We start from the raw sequence: 17,300 nt of genomic DNA, 5'->3' as shown, positions 1-17,300 counted from the left end.
TCAGGAGAGTGCCATGGCCACGAAACCGCTGACCGGGACGAAGGTGTTCCTGATGCTGGTCGCCTTCTTCGGCGTCGTGATTGGCGTCAACGTCACCATGATGAAGCTCGCGATTGCGACGCTGCCGGGCACCGACGTCGACAGCCCCTATGCCGCAGGCCTCACTTACGACCGCGAAATCTCCGCGGCGCAGGACCAGGCCGCGCGAAACTGGCAGGTCAGCGCCCATATCGAGCGCCGCGCCGACGGTGCGGCCACGCTCCAGGTTGATGCGCGCGATGCGAAGGGTCTGCCGATGAGCGGCCTGAAGTTCGAAGGACGTCTGGAGCGCCCGACCGACAAGCGGGCAGATGTTTCCGTGGAGCTGCCGGAGTCCGGCAGCGGCATCTATCGCGGCAATGCCGCCGCCGTCGCGCCGGGCCAGTGGGACCTGGTGATTGAGGGTGAGACGCGAGGGCAGCGCGTGTTCCTGTCGCGCAACCGCGTGATCCTGAACTGAGGGTTTCGCCATGCATGTGACCCGCGATTTCTCCCACTATGTCCGCGCTACGGGCGCAGGCCTGCAGCACATCGATCTTGCGGTCGAGGGCGTTCACTGCGCCGGCTGCATGGCCAAGATCGAGCGCGGTCTTTCTGCCATCCCCGATGTGACGATGGCGCGCGTGAACCTCACGGACCGCCGCGTCGCGCTGGAATGGAAGGCGGGCACGCTCGACCCGGCGCGCTTCATCGACCGGCTCGAGGAACTCGGCTACAAGGCTTATCCTTACGAGACGGAGAGTGCGGAGGAGGCCGAGGTCGCCGAATCCCGCTTTCTGCTGCGCTGCCTCGGCGTCGCCGCGTTCGCCACCATGAACGTGATGATGCTGTCGATCCCGGTCTGGTCCGGCAATGTCTCCGACATGCTGCCGGAGCAGCGCGATTTCTTCCACTGGCTGTCGGCGCTGATCGCGCTGCCGGCGGCGGCCTATGCCGGCCAGCCGTTCTTCCGCTCGGCCTGGCGCGCGCTGTCGAACAAGACCACCAACATGGACGTGCCGATCTCGATCGGCGTGTGCCTGGCGCTCGGCATGTCCGTGGTTGAGACCATCCATCACGCCGAGCACGCCTATTTCGACGCCGCGATCATGCTGCTGACATTCCTGCTGGTCGGGCGGTTCCTCGACCAGAACATGCGGCGGCGGACGCGGGCCGTTGCCGGCAATCTCGCCGCGCTCAAGGCCGAGACCGCTGCAAAATTCGTCGGGCCGGATGAAATCTCGCAGGTGCCGGTCGCGGCGATCCACCCCGGCGACATCGTGCTGCTCAGGCCGGGGGAGCGTTGCGCGGTCGACGGCACCGTGATCGAGGGGCGCTCCGAAATCGACCAAAGCCTGATCACCGGCGAGACGCTTTATGTTACGGCCGGGCAGGGCACGCCGGTCTATGCCGGCTCGATGAACATCTCGGGCACGCTGCGGGTGCGGGTCTCGGCGGCCTCGGAGGCGACGCTGCTCGCCGAGATCACGCGGCTGCTCGACAACGCCCTGCAAGCGCGCTCGCGCTACATGCGGCTCGCCGACCGCGCCTCGCGGCTCTATGCGCCCGTGGTGCATGCGACCGCGCTGATCACGATCCTCGGCTGGGTCATCGCCGGTGCGAGCTGGCACGATGCGATCGTGACTGGCGTGGCCGTGCTGATCATCACCTGTCCCTGCGCGCTGGGACTTGCCATTCCGACGGTGCAGACGGTCGCCTCGGGCGCGATGTTCAAGGCCGGCGTGCTGCTCAATGCAGGCGATGCGATCGAGCGGCTGGCGGAAGCCGACCATGTCATCTTCGACAAGACCGGCACGCTGACGCTGCCCGATCTCGACGTGACGAATGCGGCCGATATCCCCGCCGACATCTTTGAGCTGGCGGGCCGGCTCGCGCTGTCCAGTCATCACCCGGTCGCCGCCGCCGTCGCGCAGGCCGCCAGCGCGAGATCGCCGATCGTCGGTGCGGTCGAGGAGCCCGGACAGGGCGTGCGTGCCACGGTGGACGGTATCGAGCTTCGCCTGGGACGCCCGTCGTTCTGCGGCGCCGAGGATCTGGTCGGGCTGACCGACGATCTCGATCCTGAAGCGTCCGTCGTGGCGTTCAGCAAGGGCGCCGCAAAATTCATCCTCTCGGTGCGTCAGGGCCTGCGCCCCGATGCGGCAGCCGTGATCGCGGCGCTGAAGGCGCGCGACATCGGCATCGAGATTCTCTCCGGCGACCGCGAGCCGGCGGTGATTGCGGCGGCCAACGCGCTCGGCATTCCCGAGTGGCGCGCCGGCGTCACCCCGGCCGACAAGATCGCACGGATCGAGGAATTGAAGCGGCGCGGCGCCAAGGTGCTGATGGTCGGCGACGGCATGAACGATGCGCCCTCGCTGGCGGCCGCGCATGTCTCGATGTCGCCGATCTCGGCCGCGCATCTCAGCCAGGCCACCGCCGACCTCGTCTTCCTCGGCCGGCCGCTGGCCCCCGTCGTTGCCGCGATCGATTCCGCGCGCAAGGCGCTGCATCTGATGCGGCAAAATCTCTGGCTCGCGATCGGCTACAATGTGCTGGCCGTGCCGGTCGCGATCAGCGGCGTCGTGACGCCCCTGATTGCGGCGGCCGCCATGAGCGGATCCTCGATCCTGGTCATGCTGAACTCGCTGCGTGCCCGCAGCGCCTCGCGGGAGAGCCTGTGATGGAGATCCTGGTCATCCTGGTGCCGCTGGCGCTGTTGCTCGGCGGTGCCGGTCTCGCCGGCTTCCTCTGGTCGCTGCGCAGCGGCCAATATGACGATCTCGACGGTGCCGCCTGGCGCGCCATTGCCGACGACGATCCGCCGCAGGAAGCCCCCGTCAAGCGCTAGCGCTTCAGGTTCAATGTGAGCAGAGCCGCCACGCCGAGCGCGATGCCGATACCGGCGATGCAGGCTGGCCAACCGAAGCTGTCGAACAGATGGCCCAGCACGGCCGTGCCGGCCAGCCCGCCGCAGAAGTAACAGGCAAGATAGGTCCCGCTGGCGACGCCGCGGTTGTCGGTGGCCGCCTGTCCGACGAAGCCAGTCGCGGCAGCCTGGGCGAAGAAGGTGCCGATGCCGACCAGGGCCATGCCGGCGAGCACTTCGCCCAGATGCTGCGCCAGCATCAGCGGCAGGCCGAGCCCCGCGACGGCAAGCGACCCCCAGATCGTCGGCCGCGTGCCGAGACGAGATGCCACCTTGCCGGCCAGCAGCGTCGTTATGACCGACGGCAGGAAGACGAAATAGACGACGCCGAGGTCCATCATGCCCAGCGACAGCGGCGGCTGGACCAGCACGAAATTGACGAACGTAAAAGTGCCGATGAAGGCGAACAGGATGCAGAAGCCGATGGCGAAGGCGGCACGCAGCCGCGGATTGCGCCAATGCGCGATGGTGGCTTTGAGCGGCGATGCCGACGGCATGGTCACGTGCATCTGCTGCACGCGCTTGATGGTGCCATAGACCAGCACCGCACCGGCGAGGTTCAGCGCGGCGAAGAAATAGAAATTCCAGGCGAGGCCAAAACCGTCGGCAACCGCCGCCGAGATCAGCCGGCCGAAGAGGTTGCTGGCGACGTTTCCGGTAATGTAAGCGGCAAAGGCGCCGCCGGCATCCATGGCGCTACATTGCTCGCCGAGATAGGCCAGAGTCAGCGCGAAGGCGGAGGCCATGCAAAGGCCCTGGGCAATTCTCAGGACGGTGAAGACGGCGAGGTTTGGCGCCGATGCCAGCAGGCTGGTGGGGATCGCCAGCAGGGTGAGGCTGAGCAGGATGCCGGTCCGCCGGTTGATGTGCGGGCTGAAGACGCCGACGACGAGGCCTGCGACCGCCATGCCGAAGGTGCTGGCATTGACGGCAAAACCCATCGCGGCCGGCGGGACGCCGTAATGGCGGGTCAACGAGGGCAGGATCGCCTGGGTCGCGAACAGATCGACGACGGTGAGGAATGCGGTAAGGCCGATGACGAGCGAGCGAAGCGCAAGGCCCGGAGAATGCGCGTCCATCGCGATGGCGGCAGGCTTGATGGGGGCGGAGAGATCGGTCACGACATGGCTTCTCCTGTGAACGATGTGGCGCCCCGGCATGCAGGAAGCATGTGGGGTCCCGGACGCCACATCCGGTCACGCGTGCGCTGGGGCCAACGCACCCGTTACATGTTATGGTCGTGCGGATCCTTGCGGACGTCGCCGACATAGAGAATCACCGTCTCCTTGCCGAGGTTCTTCCACCAATGCGAGGTGCCGAACACTTCGGGGCGGATGTCGCCCGCCTTGTGCACGATCGGATCGACGCAATTGGAGGCATATTCGACGATCTCGCCCTGCTGCACGAAGATCAGGGCCGGCCGGTCGTCATGACTGTGCCAGGGCACGATCCCGCCGGGCTCGATCGTGAGCTTGCGGAAGCGCAGCTCGCGGCCTTCGATATGGGCGGGCTGCTTGCCGAGGTCGATCGCGCCGAGCGTGGTGTCGGTGACGCCGACGGGCTTATAGTCGACCATCTGGTGCGCGTTGGGCTTGATCTTGTCGGCGGGGCATTCGCCGGCGAAGACCGGTGTTGCGAATGTCAGCGTGCCGAGAACGGCAGCGCCCGACCAAACCATTCGCGATAAGATATGATGCGTCGACATGGAAGTCTCCTGTGTTGGCCGCAACCTCGCTGGTCGCCGGCTATGGCAGGAGCTTCGTCGAGACCGCGTCCATCCTGAAATGCCTGCTTGCTCTCGATGCGATAGCCCCGCGCTATCTCGATGCGCGGTGGCTATCGAACCGATTGGGCATCGGTATTTCCGCTTTCGACGTATCCGGCATCCGATGACGGGGCGCCCGATTGGCGGGCGTTCACGTCAATCCGGAGGAGCATCTCATGACGAAAGTGTCGAAGACCCTGATTTTCACCGCCGCGTTTGCGGTGATCGCAACGTCGGCCTTCTCAGAGGCCGCCTGGGATTTCAAGGCCGGCATGGCCTATGTCTATGGCGGACCCGGCAAGATGTCGGCGATGGCCATGGCGCCGGCCGAGAAAAACCACGAGGCCATGATGAAAAACGCCAAGAAGGTGCCGGACAACACCGTCTTCTTCATGGACAACGGCACGATGTATTACACCCCGGGGCGGCTCGATCCGACCGGCAATTTCTACGTGAACTGAGCCCGTCCTGGAATGGCGGCCGCCTCTTGCGGGCGGCCGAACCGGGAAACTAGTATTCGCCTCAGGAATGCCGGAGCGAAAGATGACGTCACTCTCGCCTGCCGACGCCGAACGGCTCAGGTCTGCCTTCCAGCGCTGCCGCGACATGGAGGGTACGCTGAACGAGCAGCTGCGCGCCTATGCCGCCGCGAGCCGCGAGGTCTTCCCGGCCTATGGCGAGGCCGTCGATCGCCTGGTGACGCGATTGAACGGGAACGGCGGCGGCGAGACTGCGCCGCACCCGGGTGATGCAATGCCACCCTTCATGCTGCCGGACGGCGAAGGTCGTCTCGTGACGCTGCTTACACTGCTGGCGCAGGGCCCCGTCGCGGTGATGTTCTTCCGCGGACATTGGTGCCCCTATTGCCGGCTCAATCTCCGCGCAGTTGTTCAGGCGCAGGACCGTATCGCGGCGATGGGAGCGCAGATCGTTGCGATCATGCCTGAGACGCAGGAGTACACCAGACAGGTCAAATCCGATTCCGGCGCGCCGTTCCCGATCCTGACCGATCTCGACAATGGCTATGCGCTGTCGCTCAATCTGGCGATCTGGCTCGGTGCCGAGATCCAGGATCTGCTGTCATACCAGGACATGGCGAAGTTTCACGGCAACGACGGCTGGATGCTGCCGATCCCGGCCGTGTTCGTCGTCGGACGCGACGGATTGGTAAAGGCGCGCTTCGTCGATCCTGATTTCCGCAAGCGCATGGAGATCGACGATCTGCTTGCGGCGCTGGAAGCGGCGAGCCGGGAACAGTGAGCTTCCCTCTCCCACAAGGGGAGCGGGTTTGCAGCAGCGCTTGATCAGATGCTACCCCGCAATCTCCCGCCAGTCCGCGCCGCGCAACATACGCATCACGGCGTTGGCCACCGCCGTGCGCTGCCGGCCGGCAACACCATAGAGACTGACGGTGCGTCTCGCATCGAGGCCTGAGACTGCAGCCCGCTTCAGGCTGTCAGGCACCGGCGAGGTGCGCGGCATCATGGCGATGCCGATATCGGCCTCCACCAGTTCGATCAGGTCGCGCTCGCTGGAGATCTCGTGGCCGTGGTCAACGTCGATGCCGTGCTCGCGCATGCCCGCGGAGATGCGACTGGAAAGCTCGCAATAATTGCGGCCGAGCAATTGCTCCGCGCGCAGATCGTCCGGATCGACCGTATCGTGGCCGGCAAGCCGGTGCTGCCGGCTGACGACGAGATCGAAGCCTTCCGTGAACAGCGGCCAGACGTCGAGCCGCTCCCAGGCCTCGTCGATCTCGGCGGCAATGCCGAGCTCGGCCTCGCCCTTCTTGAGGAATTCGCCGACCTCGCGGCTGGTCCCGCGCAGGAAGTGCAATTCTAGCCGGTTGAACTGTCGCCTGATCTCGTTGAGGTGCGGAATGAGCAGCGACAGGTCGATCGAGTGAGTCAGCGCAATCCGGAGCGCGCCGATTTCGCCGCTCTTGAACGAGGAGGCGAGCGAACGTGCGCCGATCGCAGCATCGTAACACTGCTTCAGCAGAGGATGCATGCGCTGGCCGAGTTCGGTCAATTGCGCGGCCGGGCGCTCGCGGCGAAACAGGTCGCCGCCGAGCTCCGCCTCGAGCTGCTTGATCGCGCGCGTCAGCGAAGGCTGCGTCACGTTGCATTCCTCGGCGGCGCGGGTGAAGTTCAAGAGCTGCGCCACCGCGAGGAAGTAGCGGACCTGGTGCATTTCCATGGATCGGGCTCCCAGCGAGATCGGCCGGAATCTAGCCGATCGGGGCCGGAAATGACATCCCGCTTGCGATAGCGCGCACGTATGGACTTGGAAGCCAACCGGCATTTCCGCAAAGACGGATGATCCTGCAGATTTCGATCCAGCCACGGCGCGGCGTCGCGCCGGCCACTTGCCAACAGAAGGTTTGGATCATGAATGTCCCGGTCAAGACACAGCCGTCCGCTTCGTCGCGCGTGCTCGCCAGCAAGGTCGCGCTGGTCACCGGATCGACCAGCGGCATCGGCCTCGGCATCGCTCGCGCACTGGCTGCTTCCGGCGCCGACATCGTTCTCAACGGCCTCGGCGTCGCCAGCGAGATCGGGCGGGTGCGCGAGCAGATCGCCGCCGAGTTCGGCGTCAAGGCAAGCTACTCGCCTGCTGACATGATGAAGCCGAAATCGATCGCCGAGATGATCGCTGCGACCATTGCGCAGGCCGGCCGCCTCGATATCCTCGTCAACAATGCCGGTATCCAGCACGTCGCGCCGCTCGATCAGTTTCCGGTGGAGAAATGGGACCAGATCCTCACGATCAACCTGTCCTCGGCGTTTCACACCACGCGTCTTGCGCTGCCCGCGATGCGCCAGAACGGCTTTGGGCGCATCATCAACATCGCCTCCGCGCATGGCCTCGTCGGCTCGCCCTTCAAGGCCGCTTATGTCACTGCCAAACACGGCATCGTCGGCCTGACGAAAGTGACGGCGCTGGAGACTGCGGAGCAAGGCATTACCTGCAACGCGATCTGCCCCGGCTATGTCTATACGCCATTGGTCGAGGCGCAGATCGACGGGCAGGCCGCTGCGCACGGAATCTCGCGCGACCAGGTGATCCGCGACGTACTGCTGGCGCAGCAGCCGAACAAGCGCTTTGCCACTGTCGAGGAGGTCGGCGCTCTCACGGTCTTCCTGTCGTCCGAGGCGGCGGGGTCGATCACCGGTGTCGCGCTGCCGGTCGACGGCGGCTGGACGGCGCACTAAAATGAGCCGGCGTAACAAGCCGCGGCCGGCAGCGAATATCGGAGCAGCGCAGGCTGATCAGGAGCGAACCATGAACGGCACGCAGACTACCATACAGCGCAAGGACCTGCCGGGGCAGGTCGTCCTCGTGCTTCAGGGCGGCGGCGCCCTCGGCTCGTATCAGGCCGGCGTCTACCAGGCCCTGCACGAGGCTGGCATCGAGCCGGACTGGATCATCGGCACCTCGATCGGTGCCATCAATGCGAGCCTCATTGCTGGCAATGCAAGGGAGCATCGGCTCGCGCGCCTGAAAGAGTTCTGGAAGCGGATGGAGCAGAAGCCGGTCTGGGACTGGCGCGCCGCGTTTCGCGGCTTCAACGAGAAGCTGGCCTATTGGTCGACCGTGACCCACGGCATTCCAGGCTTCTTCCGGCCCAATCCGCTGGCGCATGCCGGGGATTCCTATCCGCTCGGCGCCGATCTCGCCGGCTATTATTCGACCGCGCCGCTGGAGCAGACGCTGAACGAGCTGGTCGATTTCGATCTCGCCAACCGCTGCGCGCCGCGCCTGACCGTCGGTGCGGCCCATGTCGGCACCAGCGAGATGCGCTACTTCGACAGCCGCGACGGCGAATTGACGGTGAAGCATGTCATGGCTTCAGGCGCACTGCCGCCGGCCTTCCCGGCGGTGCGCATCGATGGCGAGCTCTATTGGGACGGCGGCATCCTGTCGAACACGCCGACGGAAGCCGTGTTCGACGACAATCCGCGCCGGGATTCGCTGATCTTCTCGGTGCATCTGTGGAATCCCGTCGGCGCCGATCCGACTACGATGGCGGAGGTGCTGAACCGGCACAAGGACGTGATGTATTCCAGCCGGATCGCGAGCCAGATCACGCGCCAGCAGCAGGCCCACCGCCTGCGCCACGTGATCAACCAGCTCGCGGCACGGCTGCCGGAAAGCGAGCGGAGCGATCCCACGGTGCGGGAACTGATGAGCTATGGCTGCCCGACCCGCATGCATGTGGTGCGGCTGTTGGCGCCGCAGCTCGAGCGCGAGACACACACCAAGGACATTGACTTCAGTCCGTCCGGCATCTCGCGGCGCTGGCATGCCGGCTATGCCCATACCAAGTCCGCGCTCGCGCGAAAGCCGTGGATCGGCGAATTCGATCCGCTGGCCGGCGTGGTGCTGCACGAGCATGTCGACGAGATGCCGATGGCGGCGGAATAGCGCCGCAAGCGGTCGAAGATTCATCAAATTGCCACAGCCCCTGCAGACTGTCAGTCTCCATCCGCATGCGATGAGGCCGCTCAGTGGTGTCCGAACGCGATCTGGAATTGGCGCTCGACAAGGTCCGCGCGGACGCGGCGGGACCGGTGCCGGGCGTGTTCGGTCCTGACACGGTCACTTGGCGGATCGACCGCGAGGCCGTCATCTTCCTCGGTGCCGGCCGCGCGCTGCTGCTTCAGCTCGCGCATCCCTGGGTCGCTGCAGCCATCGCCGAGCATTCAAGGACTTTTGCCGATCCGATCGGGCGATTCCATCGCACTTTCGACATCGTCTTTGCCATGGTGTTCGGCTCGCTCGACCGTGCCTTGCTGTCGTCGCGGCAATTGCACCGGCGTCACGCCATGATCGTCGGCGAGATGCCGGAGACGGTCGGGCCGTTCGCGGCAGGCTCGCGCTACTGCGCCAACGACGTGCCGTCGCTGCGCTGGGTTCACGCGACCTTGGTCGAGACGGCGCTGATGGCGCATGACCTGGTCCTGCCACAGCTCTCGGTGGAGGAGCGCGAGCGCTACTGGAGCGAGAGCCGGATTTTTGGCGCGCTGTTCGGATTGACGGCAGATGATTTGCCGGCGGACTGGGCCGGCTTTGCCGCGTACAACGCGGCGATGGCGCAGTCGGAAGTGCTGACCGTCAGCCCCGCCGCGCGCGAGATCGCCGCGCAGATTTTTGGCGGCACACGCCCATGGCTGCGGCCGCCGCGCTGGTATCGCGCGCTGACGGTGAGAATGCTGCCGCAGCGTTTGCGCGCCGGATTTGGGATCGAGCTGGAGGAGCGGGACGTCAGCGCCGCCGACAACGCACTGCGATGGATCAGGCGCGTCTATCCAAAATTGCCGGACAGGCTGCGCTATGTCGGTCCCTATCAGGAGGCGCAAGCCCGGCTGCGGGGTGAGATGCAGCCTGACTGGATGACGCGGTGTCTCAACAGGGCCTGGATCGGCCGGCCACAGATGGACGCCCGCGGGAAGGGGTGAAGGTCAGTCTCCTGTCCCGGACAAGCTGCAACGCGTAAGCGTTGCGGCGCAGAGCCGGGACCCAGGGGCTGCGAACTCCGGCGCGCGATGGGCCCCGGCTCAGCAGCGCACCGCAAGAGCGCTGCGCTGCGTCCGGGGCACAATAGGGGAGTGAGGCGCAATGGCGGAGCGCGTGGACGCGCGCCGACCTCACACCGCGGCCAGCTTCTTGTACAGCATGCTGTAGCTGCCCGCCGAGATGCTCCAGGAGAACGAGCGGCCCATGGCGCTGCGGCGCATGGTGTCGAGCTGGTCCTGGGCCATGAAGGCCTCGAAGGCGCGGCGGACCCCGCCGAGGAAGGATTCATGCGAGGGCTTCGAGAACAAAAAGCCGGTCTCGCCGTCGGTGATGGTCTCGGCGAGGCCGCCGGTCTGGTGGCCGATCGGCAGAGAGCCGAAGCGCTGGGCGTACATCTGGCTGAGGCCGCAGGGCTCGAACCGCGACGGCATCAAGGTGAAATCGCTGCCGGCGAAGATGCGTCTTGCCTGAGCGTCGTTGAAGCCGATGGCGACGCCGATCGCGTCCGGGCGGCGGCGGTGGGCGTCGATCAGGGCCTGCTCGAGCGCGGGCTCGCCGGAGCCGGTGACGACGATCTGTCCGCCGGCATCGACGATCTCGTCGGCCGCGGACAGCACGAGGTCGATGCCCTTCTGGTGCACGAGGCGGGCGACGATGCCGAACATCGGGCCGCGCGACACCGCGAGGCCAAACTGCTTGCGGACATAATCCGCGTTGGCCTTCTTGCCGACCCAGTCGCCCGCGCCGAATTGCTGGGCGAGCTGGGCGCAGGAGCGCGGATCCCAGCTCTCGTCGATGCCGTTGAGGATGCCGGTCAGCTCGGAGGCGTCCGACCGCAGGCGGAGCAGGCCTTCGAGGCCGCAGCCGAATTCCTCTGTCGTGATCTCGCGCGCGTAAGTGCCGCTGACGGTGGTCAGGTGTGAGGCGTAGACGAGCCCGGCCTTGAGGAAGGAGAGCTGGTTGTAGAACTCGACGCCGTCGATGTGGAAGGAGCTTTCGGGTGCGCCGATCCGCCGCAGCGAGTCCTTAGGGAAGAGGCCCTGATAGGCGAGATTATGGATGGTCAGGATCGACGGCAGCTTGGCTCCGCGCCAGGCGAGATAGGCCGGCACCAGCGAGGCCTGCCAGTCGTTGGCATGGATCAGGTCGGCTGCCCAATTCTTGTCCAGCTTGCCCATGGCGAGCTCAGCGGCTGCCGAGGCAAAGCGCGCGAAGCGGATGTCATTGTCGGGCCAGTCGCGCCCGGACTCGTCGCCATAGGGATTGCCGGGCCGGTCGTAGAGCTGCGAGCACAACAGCACATAGACGGGCAGACCGTCCTTCGTCGCGGCCCTGCTAAGAGAGGCGGCCGGCATCTCGGCGAACGCCGGACAACGGCCGACGATCTGGATATGTGTGAGTTGCTCGATGATGTCGCGATAGCCGGGCAGCATGATCCGGATATCGGCGAAGGGGCGAAGGGCTCGGGGAAGCGCGGCGGAAACGGCTCCAAGTCCGCCGACGCGGACGAAGTCGTCCATCTCTGTCGTAACGAACAAGACCCTCAAGAACAGTCGCCCCCTGCTCGAGCCCGTTTGCTGCTATGCAAGAACGGGTCCAGTTGCCCCTGGATATCTCAGCCTGCCCACGAGATGCATTGGTTCGGTAAAGACTTTCCTACTCGGCCGCCGCCATCTAGGGTCGGTGCACCAACAACAGAGAACGTTGATCGTTCCTAAGGGACGGGCCGAGGACCGAGCAGGCATGCAGCTACCAGATAAGCACGAAGCGGCGACGACAAAGGCCTTCGCTGGCTTAAGGGTTCTCGATTTTTCGACCACTATCGCCGGTCCCCATTGCGCCCGGATGCTGGCCGACATGGGCGCCGAGGTCATCAAGATCGAGACCGATGGCGGCGAGACGATGCGGACCCGGCCGCCGCTGCGCAAGGGCTGCAGCACCGTGTTCGGCCAGCTCAATGTCGGCAAGAAGAGCGTCGTGCTCGACCTCAAATCCGAGGACGGCAAGGAGGCGGTGCGCCGGCTCGCCGCGACCGCCGACATCCTGGTCGAGAATTTTCGCCCAGGCGTGATGCACCGGCTGCGGCTCGACTATGAGGCCTTGCGTCCCGTCAACCCAAAGCTGATCTATTGCTCGATCTCGGGCTATGGCCAGAGCGGTCCCTCGGCCGAGCTGCCGGCCTACGCGCCTGTCATCCACGCCGCCTCCGGCTACGATATGGCGCATCTCGCCTATCAGCCCGGCCGTGTCAGGCCGGACTATTGCGGCATCTACCATGCCGACGTCGTCACCGGCACCTACGGCTTTGGCGCGATTGCGTCGGCGCTCTATCAGCGCACCGTGACCGGGCGGGGCCAGCACATCGACGTCTCCATGCTGGAGTCGATGCTGAGCTTGACGGTGATCGAGCTCCAGAGCTCGCAATTCGCGGTGAAGCCGCCGCCACGGCCGATGTTCGGCCCGACCGAGACCGCCAACGGCTATGTCATGATCACGGTCGCGAGCGAGAAGACGTTTCGATGCCTGATGGAGGTGATCGGCCGCCCCGAATGGATCTCCGATCCGCGCTTCTCCAGCTATGCGCCACGCCGCGAGAATTGGGCCGAGATGATGGACGGCGTCGAGGCCTGGTCGAAGCAGCTCTCGACCGAGGCGTGCCTCGTCGACCTGAGCGCGGCCGGCGTGCCGGCCTCAGCCTATCGCACCGTGTCCGAGGCGCTGGCCGATCCGCAGCTCGCGCATCGGCGGGCGCTCTCGCCGGTCGAGGACGGCGGCGGGTCGTTTCAGGTGCTCAACCTGCCGTTCCGGATGACCGGCGCGGACACCACGCCGGCCAGAACGATGGCCGCACTCGGTGAGCACACCGAGGCGCTGCGCGACGAGATTGGCCTTTCGAACGCCTCAATTCCGTCCGGCAGAACAGCGGCGCAAGGTTGAAGACGCAAGGCTGAAGACAGGTCTCGCGTTTGTCTCGCCCCGCCGGCCGTGGCATGGTGGTGCGACGAAGACATATGCCGGGAGGACGCCATGAAAAGTTTCAAGGTCGCCGATTTCAAGGCGCCGCTGCAGGAGTTCGACGAAGCGACGCCGCAGCCGTCGGGCACGCAGGTGCTGATCAAGGTGAAGGCCGCCGGCGTCTGCCACAGCGACCTCCACATCTGGGAAGGCGGCTACGACCTCGGCCACGGCCGCAAGCCGCTGTCGCTGAAGGATCGCGGCATCAACCTGCCGCTGACGATGGGCCACGAGACCGTGGGCGAGGTCCTCGCCTTCGGCCCGGACGTGAAGCCGACCGACCAGGGCGACCTCAAGCTCGGCGATGTCGGCCTCGTCTATCCCTGGATCGGTTGCGGCAAATGCGCGACCTGCCTTGCCGGTGACGAGAACATGTGCCTGACGCCGCGCTCGCTCGGCGTCTATTGCGACGGCGGCTATTCCGACCACATGCTGGTGCCGCATCCGCGCTATCTGCTCAATCTGAAGGGCCTCGATCCCGCGACGACCGCGCCTTACGCCTGCTCGGGCGTCACCACCTACAGCGCGCTGAAGAAGGTCGAGCAGCATTTCGATACGCCGATCGTGATGTTCGGCGCCGGCGGCCTCGGCCTGATGGCGCTGTCGCTGCTCAAGGCGATGGGCGGCAAAGGCGCGATCATGGTCGACATCGACGCCAGGAAGCGCGAGGCCGCCGAGAAGGCGGGCGCGCTCGCGACCGTCGATCCCAAGGCACCGGATGCGCTGGAGCAACTGGCGAAGAAAGCCGGCGGGCCGATCCGCGCCGTGATCGACCTCGTCGGCAATGCCGCGACGACGCAGCTCGGCTTCGATTGCCTGACCAAGGGCGGCAAGCTCGTCATCGTCGGTCTGTTCGGCGGTGGTGCGACCTGGGCATTGCCGCTGATCCCGATCAAGGCGGTGACCATCCAGGGCAGCTACGTCGGAAACTTGCGCGAGACGCAGGAGCTGCTCGATCTCGTCCGCACCAAGAAGGTGCCGCCGATCCCGGTGACGACGGCGCCGCTCGCCAAGGCCAACGACGCGCTCGTGCAGTTGCAGCAGGGCGCGGTGGTCGGGCGCACGGTGCTGACGCCGTAACGAGCGTTGTTTGTTTCCCGTCATGGCCGGGCTTGTCCCGGCCATCCACGTCTTAGCGCTGAAACTGTATTTAGACGTGGATGCCCGGGACAAGCCCGGGCATGACGGTTGAGAGTAGGAACTATTCATGTCCGCAAACAACGCCTTCCACATTGCCGTGCTCGCCGGTGACGGCATCGGCCCCGAGGTCATGGCACCGGCTCTCGAGGTGCTGCGCAAGATCGAACAAAAATCCGGCTTGAGCTTCCGCTTCACCGAGGCGCCGGCCGGTGCCAACAATTATCTTGCGACCGGCAAGTCGATGCCCGACTCCACCATCAAGCTCTGCGAAGAGGCGGACGCGATCCTGCTCGGCGCCTGCGGCCTGCCGTCGGTGCGCTATCCCGATAATACCGAGATCGCGCCGCAGATCGAGCTGCGCTTCATCTTCGATCTCTATGCCGGCGTGCGCCCGGCGCGGCTGATCCCGGGCGTGCCGAGCCCGATCGTCGGCGCGGACACGCGCGGCATCGATCTCGTCGTGATCCGTGAATCCACCGAAGGCCTGTTCGCCTCGATGGGCAAGGGCGTCGTCACGCATGAAGACGCGCGCGAGACGCTGGTCATCACGCGCAAGACCTCGGAGCGGTTGTTCGAGTTCTCCTTCCGCCTCGCCGAGCGGCGCAAGGCGCGCGGCAAGCCGGGGTCGCTTGCCTGCGTCGACAAGGCGAATGTGTTCAAGGCGTTTGCCTTCTTTCGCCGGATCTTTGACGAGGCCGCCAAGCGTCATCCGGATGTGAAGACGGATCATCTCTATGTCGATGCGTGCTCGGCGATGCTGGTCAAGCGCCCGTGGGATTTCGACGTGATGGTGATGGAGAACATGTTCGGCGACATCGTCTCCGACATCACCGCGAGCCTGATCGGCGGCCTCGGCATGGCGCCGTCGGCCGACATCGGCGATAAATACGCGGTGTTCCAGCCGTGCCACGGCACCGCGCCTGACATCATGGGGCAGGGCAAGGCCAATCCCACTGGCATGATCCTGTCGGCGGCAATGATGCTGGACTGGCTCGCCGAGAAGCACGGCGTCGAGAGCGCGGCGGAAGCCGGCGAGATGATCGAGCGCGCCGTCGATCAGGTCTATGCCGGCGGTCTCAAGCCCATGGAGTTCGGCGGCAGCAACGGCACGGCGGATATTACCAAGGCGGTGCTGGCGGCACTTTAGTCAGAGCGCGCAAGAAAAAGGGGCCTTGCGGCCCCTTCGTCTTTCACCAGCGGTGCCAGTGGCGATGGCCCCAGCCCCATGGGCGCGGGCCGCCATAGTAGCGCCGCGGGCCGTAATAGCCGTAAGCACCGTAGTAGTTCGGACGCCACCAGCAGCGGCCCCAGGCGTTGCAGACCATCCGCACCTGATCGACATTCGCGGCCGGGCCGCTTGCGACCTTGTCAGCTTGCGGAATGCCGTTCGGCATCGCCGCGAGCGCTTGTCCCGACGCCAGCGCCGCGCCGCCCAGGGCAGCCAGTCCAAGAACAGCAAACTTGAGTTTCATCGCGATCTCCCTCGTTGGTGGCGGGAGAACCTGCAGCGGATCAATTGGTTGCTATCGCAGCGCACGGAAGCAAGGAATTTAATCTTCCTGAACAGCAGTTCAGGTCGGCCGGCATCTCTCAACGCGGGTTCAAGTGCCGCGCCGCCTTTGAAGTCCAGATCCGCTCCCGGATCACGTTGCAAATCTGGAATTTGAACTCGCTGAAGAAAGCCTCCACTCCCCGTTTCTTTGCGTTGCCGTGCTCGGGATTAATTCGCCATTGATGAAGCGCCTCCTCGGTCTCGAATTCGACGATCGTCACGCGCTCTCCATCATCGGCGACGAACCCCTTGTGCGAGATGTAGCCGGGTATCGTCCGCGCCAATTCGCTCATGCGTCTCGCCATCGGCCCATATTCATCCTGCACGCCGGGGTTCATGCGCGTGCGAAATACGGTGACGATCATCGGGTGGGCTCCTGTGTGGGGACTGCCGTCATGTTTACCGCAGGCCGATTATCACATATAATGAATAATTATGATCTAGTTGATCACCGGGCGAGATGTATGGACCTGTCTGATCTGCGAATATTCCTCGCTGTGGTTCGCGAAGGCGGCGTGACCAGGGCGGCGGAGCGGCTGCACCGTGTTCAGTCCAACGTCACAACACGCATCCGGCAGCTGGAAGAGGATCTCGGCGTGTCCCTCTTCATTCGAGAAGGGAAACGTCTTCATCTGGCGCCCCAGGGGCAGGTCCTGCTTGGCTACGCCAGCCGCCTGCTCGCGCTCGCGGACGAAACACGCGAGGCTCTGAAAGATGCAAAGCCTCGCGGTACGTTCCGCCTCGGCGCGATGGAAAGCACGGCAGCTGTCAGGCTGCCTAGACTACTCAATCAATATCACCGGCGTCATCCAGAGGTCGTTCTGGAGCTTCGCACCGGCAATCCGCAGGTTCTCGCGAGCGCCATTCTCGCCGGTGATCTCGATGCGGCGCTCGTCGCCGAACCGATCGCTGATGATCCCTTCGAAAAGGCACATGCTTTCGAGGAAGAGCTGGTGATGGTCGCGGCCGCCCATCATCCGCCGATCGGCAAAGGCAACGACCTGCCGCGCACCATCATCGTCTTCGAGCACGGATGCCCGCATCGCAAGCGGCTTGAAGACTGGTATGCAAAGCGAGGCGAAATGCCGGAGCGCATGATCGAACTTGCATCATATCATGCTATGCTGGGCTGCGTCGTTGCCGGCATGGGCGTCGCGCTGATCCCGAAGAGCGTTCTGACGACCTTTCCTGACAGGCGGCTCTTGAGCGTCCATCCGTTGGGAAGAACCGAAGACCGGGCTTGGACTGTGCTCATCTGGCGCAAGGGGGCGGGATCCGCGAACGTTCAGGCCTTGAAGGAGATCTTGCAGAGCCCGCGATCTGCAGATCCGAGACGAATGCGAACCGCTGGGGCTTCCTGA

At 65.2% G+C, this 17,300-nt stretch carries 19 protein-coding genes; 13 read left to right on the top strand and 6 right to left on the bottom strand.

Annotated features, from left to right (window positions below):
• Nucleotides 1–13 precede the first annotated feature (13 nt).
• The 3 genes from HYH08_RS24185 to ccoS are packed head-to-tail and all read left to right on the top strand — an operon-like array spanning nucleotide 14 to nucleotide 2,869.
• Nucleotides 14–499, top strand: a complete 486-nt coding sequence (locus HYH08_RS24185; RefSeq protein WP_220012333.1) for a FixH family protein — start codon at nucleotides 14–16, stop codon at nucleotides 497–499.
• A 10-nt stretch (nucleotides 500–509) separates the two neighbouring features.
• The gene (locus HYH08_RS24180) at nucleotides 510–2,702 is read left to right on the top strand and encodes a cation-translocating P-type ATPase (protein WP_220012332.1); all 2,193 of its coding nucleotides are present in this window, start codon (nucleotides 510–512) and stop codon (nucleotides 2,700–2,702) included.
• Nucleotides 2,702–2,869 (top strand): cbb3-type cytochrome oxidase assembly protein CcoS, encoded by a 168-nt coding sequence (ccoS, locus tag HYH08_RS24175; protein ID WP_220012331.1) that lies wholly within the window; start codon nucleotides 2,702–2,704, stop codon nucleotides 2,867–2,869. Before HYH08_RS24180 ends, ccoS begins: the two co-directional genes overlap by 1 nt.
• Here the strand turns inward: ccoS and HYH08_RS24170 are convergent.
• Nucleotides 2,866–4,068 (bottom strand): MFS transporter, encoded by a 1,203-nt coding sequence (locus HYH08_RS24170; protein ID WP_220012330.1) that lies wholly within the window; start codon nucleotides 4,066–4,068, stop codon nucleotides 2,866–2,868. The two genes, ccoS and HYH08_RS24170, sit on opposite strands and share 4 nt — an antisense overlap.
• 104 nt (nucleotides 4,069–4,172) lie before the next feature.
• Complete coding sequence (locus HYH08_RS24165) at nucleotides 4,173–4,652, bottom strand: cupin domain-containing protein (protein ID WP_220012329.1); 480 nt, start codon at nucleotides 4,650–4,652, stop codon at nucleotides 4,173–4,175.
• Between the two features lie 11 nt (nucleotides 4,653–4,663).
• Between HYH08_RS24165 and HYH08_RS24160 the strand changes: the two genes are divergently transcribed.
• The 3 genes from HYH08_RS24160 to HYH08_RS24150 all read left to right on the top strand — a co-directional run bounded on the left by HYH08_RS24160 (nucleotide 4,664) and on the right by HYH08_RS24150 (nucleotide 5,972).
• On the top strand, nucleotides 4,664–4,840 hold the full coding sequence (locus HYH08_RS24160) for a hypothetical protein (RefSeq protein WP_220012328.1): 177 nt from the start codon (nucleotides 4,664–4,666) through the stop codon (nucleotides 4,838–4,840).
• A 48-nt stretch (nucleotides 4,841–4,888) separates the two neighbouring features.
• Nucleotides 4,889–5,173 (top strand): hypothetical protein, encoded by a 285-nt coding sequence (locus HYH08_RS24155; RefSeq protein WP_220012327.1) that lies wholly within the window; start codon nucleotides 4,889–4,891, stop codon nucleotides 5,171–5,173.
• Between the two features lie 82 nt (nucleotides 5,174–5,255).
• A complete protein-coding gene (locus HYH08_RS24150) occupies nucleotides 5,256–5,972 on the top strand; it encodes a peroxiredoxin-like family protein (protein WP_220012326.1) in 717 nt (238 codons plus the stop codon).
• Nucleotides 5,973–6,023: 51 nt separating this feature from the next.
• Here HYH08_RS24150 and HYH08_RS24145 read toward each other — a convergent pair whose 3' ends face one another.
• Nucleotides 6,024–6,911, bottom strand: a complete 888-nt coding sequence (locus tag HYH08_RS24145) for a LysR family transcriptional regulator (protein ID WP_220012325.1) — start codon at nucleotides 6,909–6,911, stop codon at nucleotides 6,024–6,026.
• Nucleotides 6,912–7,102: 191 nt separating this feature from the next.
• Here HYH08_RS24145 and HYH08_RS24140 point away from each other — a divergent pair, with 191 nt between their 5' ends.
• From HYH08_RS24140 to HYH08_RS24130, 3 genes are all read left to right on the top strand, one after another.
• A complete protein-coding gene (locus tag HYH08_RS24140; protein ID WP_220012324.1) occupies nucleotides 7,103–7,927 on the top strand; it encodes a 3-hydroxybutyrate dehydrogenase in 825 nt (274 codons plus the stop codon).
• Between the two features lie 70 nt (nucleotides 7,928–7,997).
• Entirely contained in the window at nucleotides 7,998–9,140 is a 1,143-nt protein-coding gene (locus tag HYH08_RS24135; RefSeq protein WP_220012323.1) for a DUF3734 domain-containing protein, read from the top strand.
• Between the two features lie 83 nt (nucleotides 9,141–9,223).
• Nucleotides 9,224–10,174, top strand: coding sequence for an oxygenase MpaB family protein (locus HYH08_RS24130; protein ID WP_220012322.1), 951 nt, complete (start codon nucleotides 9,224–9,226; stop codon nucleotides 10,172–10,174).
• 189 nt (nucleotides 10,175–10,363) lie between these two features.
• On the opposite strand, the gene glgA is transcribed toward HYH08_RS24130, so the two are convergent.
• Nucleotides 10,364–11,779, bottom strand: a complete 1,416-nt coding sequence (gene glgA / locus HYH08_RS24125; protein ID WP_220012321.1) for a glycogen synthase GlgA — start codon at nucleotides 11,777–11,779, stop codon at nucleotides 10,364–10,366.
• Nucleotides 11,780–11,975: 196 nt separating this feature from the next.
• On the opposite strand from glgA, the gene HYH08_RS24120 reads away from it, so the two are divergent.
• The 3 genes from HYH08_RS24120 to HYH08_RS24110 all read left to right on the top strand — a co-directional run bounded on the left by HYH08_RS24120 (nucleotide 11,976) and on the right by HYH08_RS24110 (nucleotide 15,534).
• Nucleotides 11,976–13,169 (top strand): CaiB/BaiF CoA transferase family protein, encoded by a 1,194-nt coding sequence (locus tag HYH08_RS24120; protein ID WP_220012320.1) that lies wholly within the window; start codon nucleotides 11,976–11,978, stop codon nucleotides 13,167–13,169.
• 90 nt (nucleotides 13,170–13,259) lie between these two features.
• On the top strand, nucleotides 13,260–14,327 hold the full coding sequence (locus HYH08_RS24115) for an alcohol dehydrogenase (RefSeq protein WP_220012319.1): 1,068 nt from the start codon (nucleotides 13,260–13,262) through the stop codon (nucleotides 14,325–14,327).
• A 127-nt stretch (nucleotides 14,328–14,454) separates the two neighbouring features.
• Complete coding sequence (locus tag HYH08_RS24110) at nucleotides 14,455–15,534, top strand: isocitrate/isopropylmalate dehydrogenase family protein (RefSeq protein WP_220012318.1); 1,080 nt, start codon at nucleotides 14,455–14,457, stop codon at nucleotides 15,532–15,534.
• 43 nt (nucleotides 15,535–15,577) lie between these two features.
• Here the strand turns inward: HYH08_RS24110 and HYH08_RS24105 are convergent, their stop codons facing one another.
• Together HYH08_RS24105 and HYH08_RS24100 are read right to left on the bottom strand one after the other, a co-directional pair.
• The gene (locus HYH08_RS24105) at nucleotides 15,578–15,859 is read right to left on the bottom strand and encodes a hypothetical protein (RefSeq protein ID WP_220012317.1); all 282 of its coding nucleotides are present in this window, start codon (nucleotides 15,857–15,859) and stop codon (nucleotides 15,578–15,580) included.
• Nucleotides 15,860–15,977: 118 nt separating this feature from the next.
• Nucleotides 15,978–16,304, bottom strand: a complete 327-nt coding sequence (locus tag HYH08_RS24100) for an antibiotic biosynthesis monooxygenase family protein (protein WP_220012316.1) — start codon at nucleotides 16,302–16,304, stop codon at nucleotides 15,978–15,980.
• A 99-nt stretch (nucleotides 16,305–16,403) separates the two neighbouring features.
• On the opposite strand from HYH08_RS24100, the gene HYH08_RS24095 reads away from it, so the two are divergent.
• Entirely contained in the window at nucleotides 16,404–17,300 is an 897-nt protein-coding gene (locus HYH08_RS24095; protein ID WP_220012315.1) for a LysR family transcriptional regulator, read from the top strand.

Source organism: Bradyrhizobium sp. BR 10289 (genome assembly GCF_019455385.1).
Taxonomy (GTDB): Bacteria; Pseudomonadota; Alphaproteobacteria; order Rhizobiales; family Xanthobacteraceae; genus Bradyrhizobium.
The sequence above is the reverse complement of the archived record's forward strand: the minus strand, read 5'-3'. Positions and strand labels throughout refer to the sequence as shown.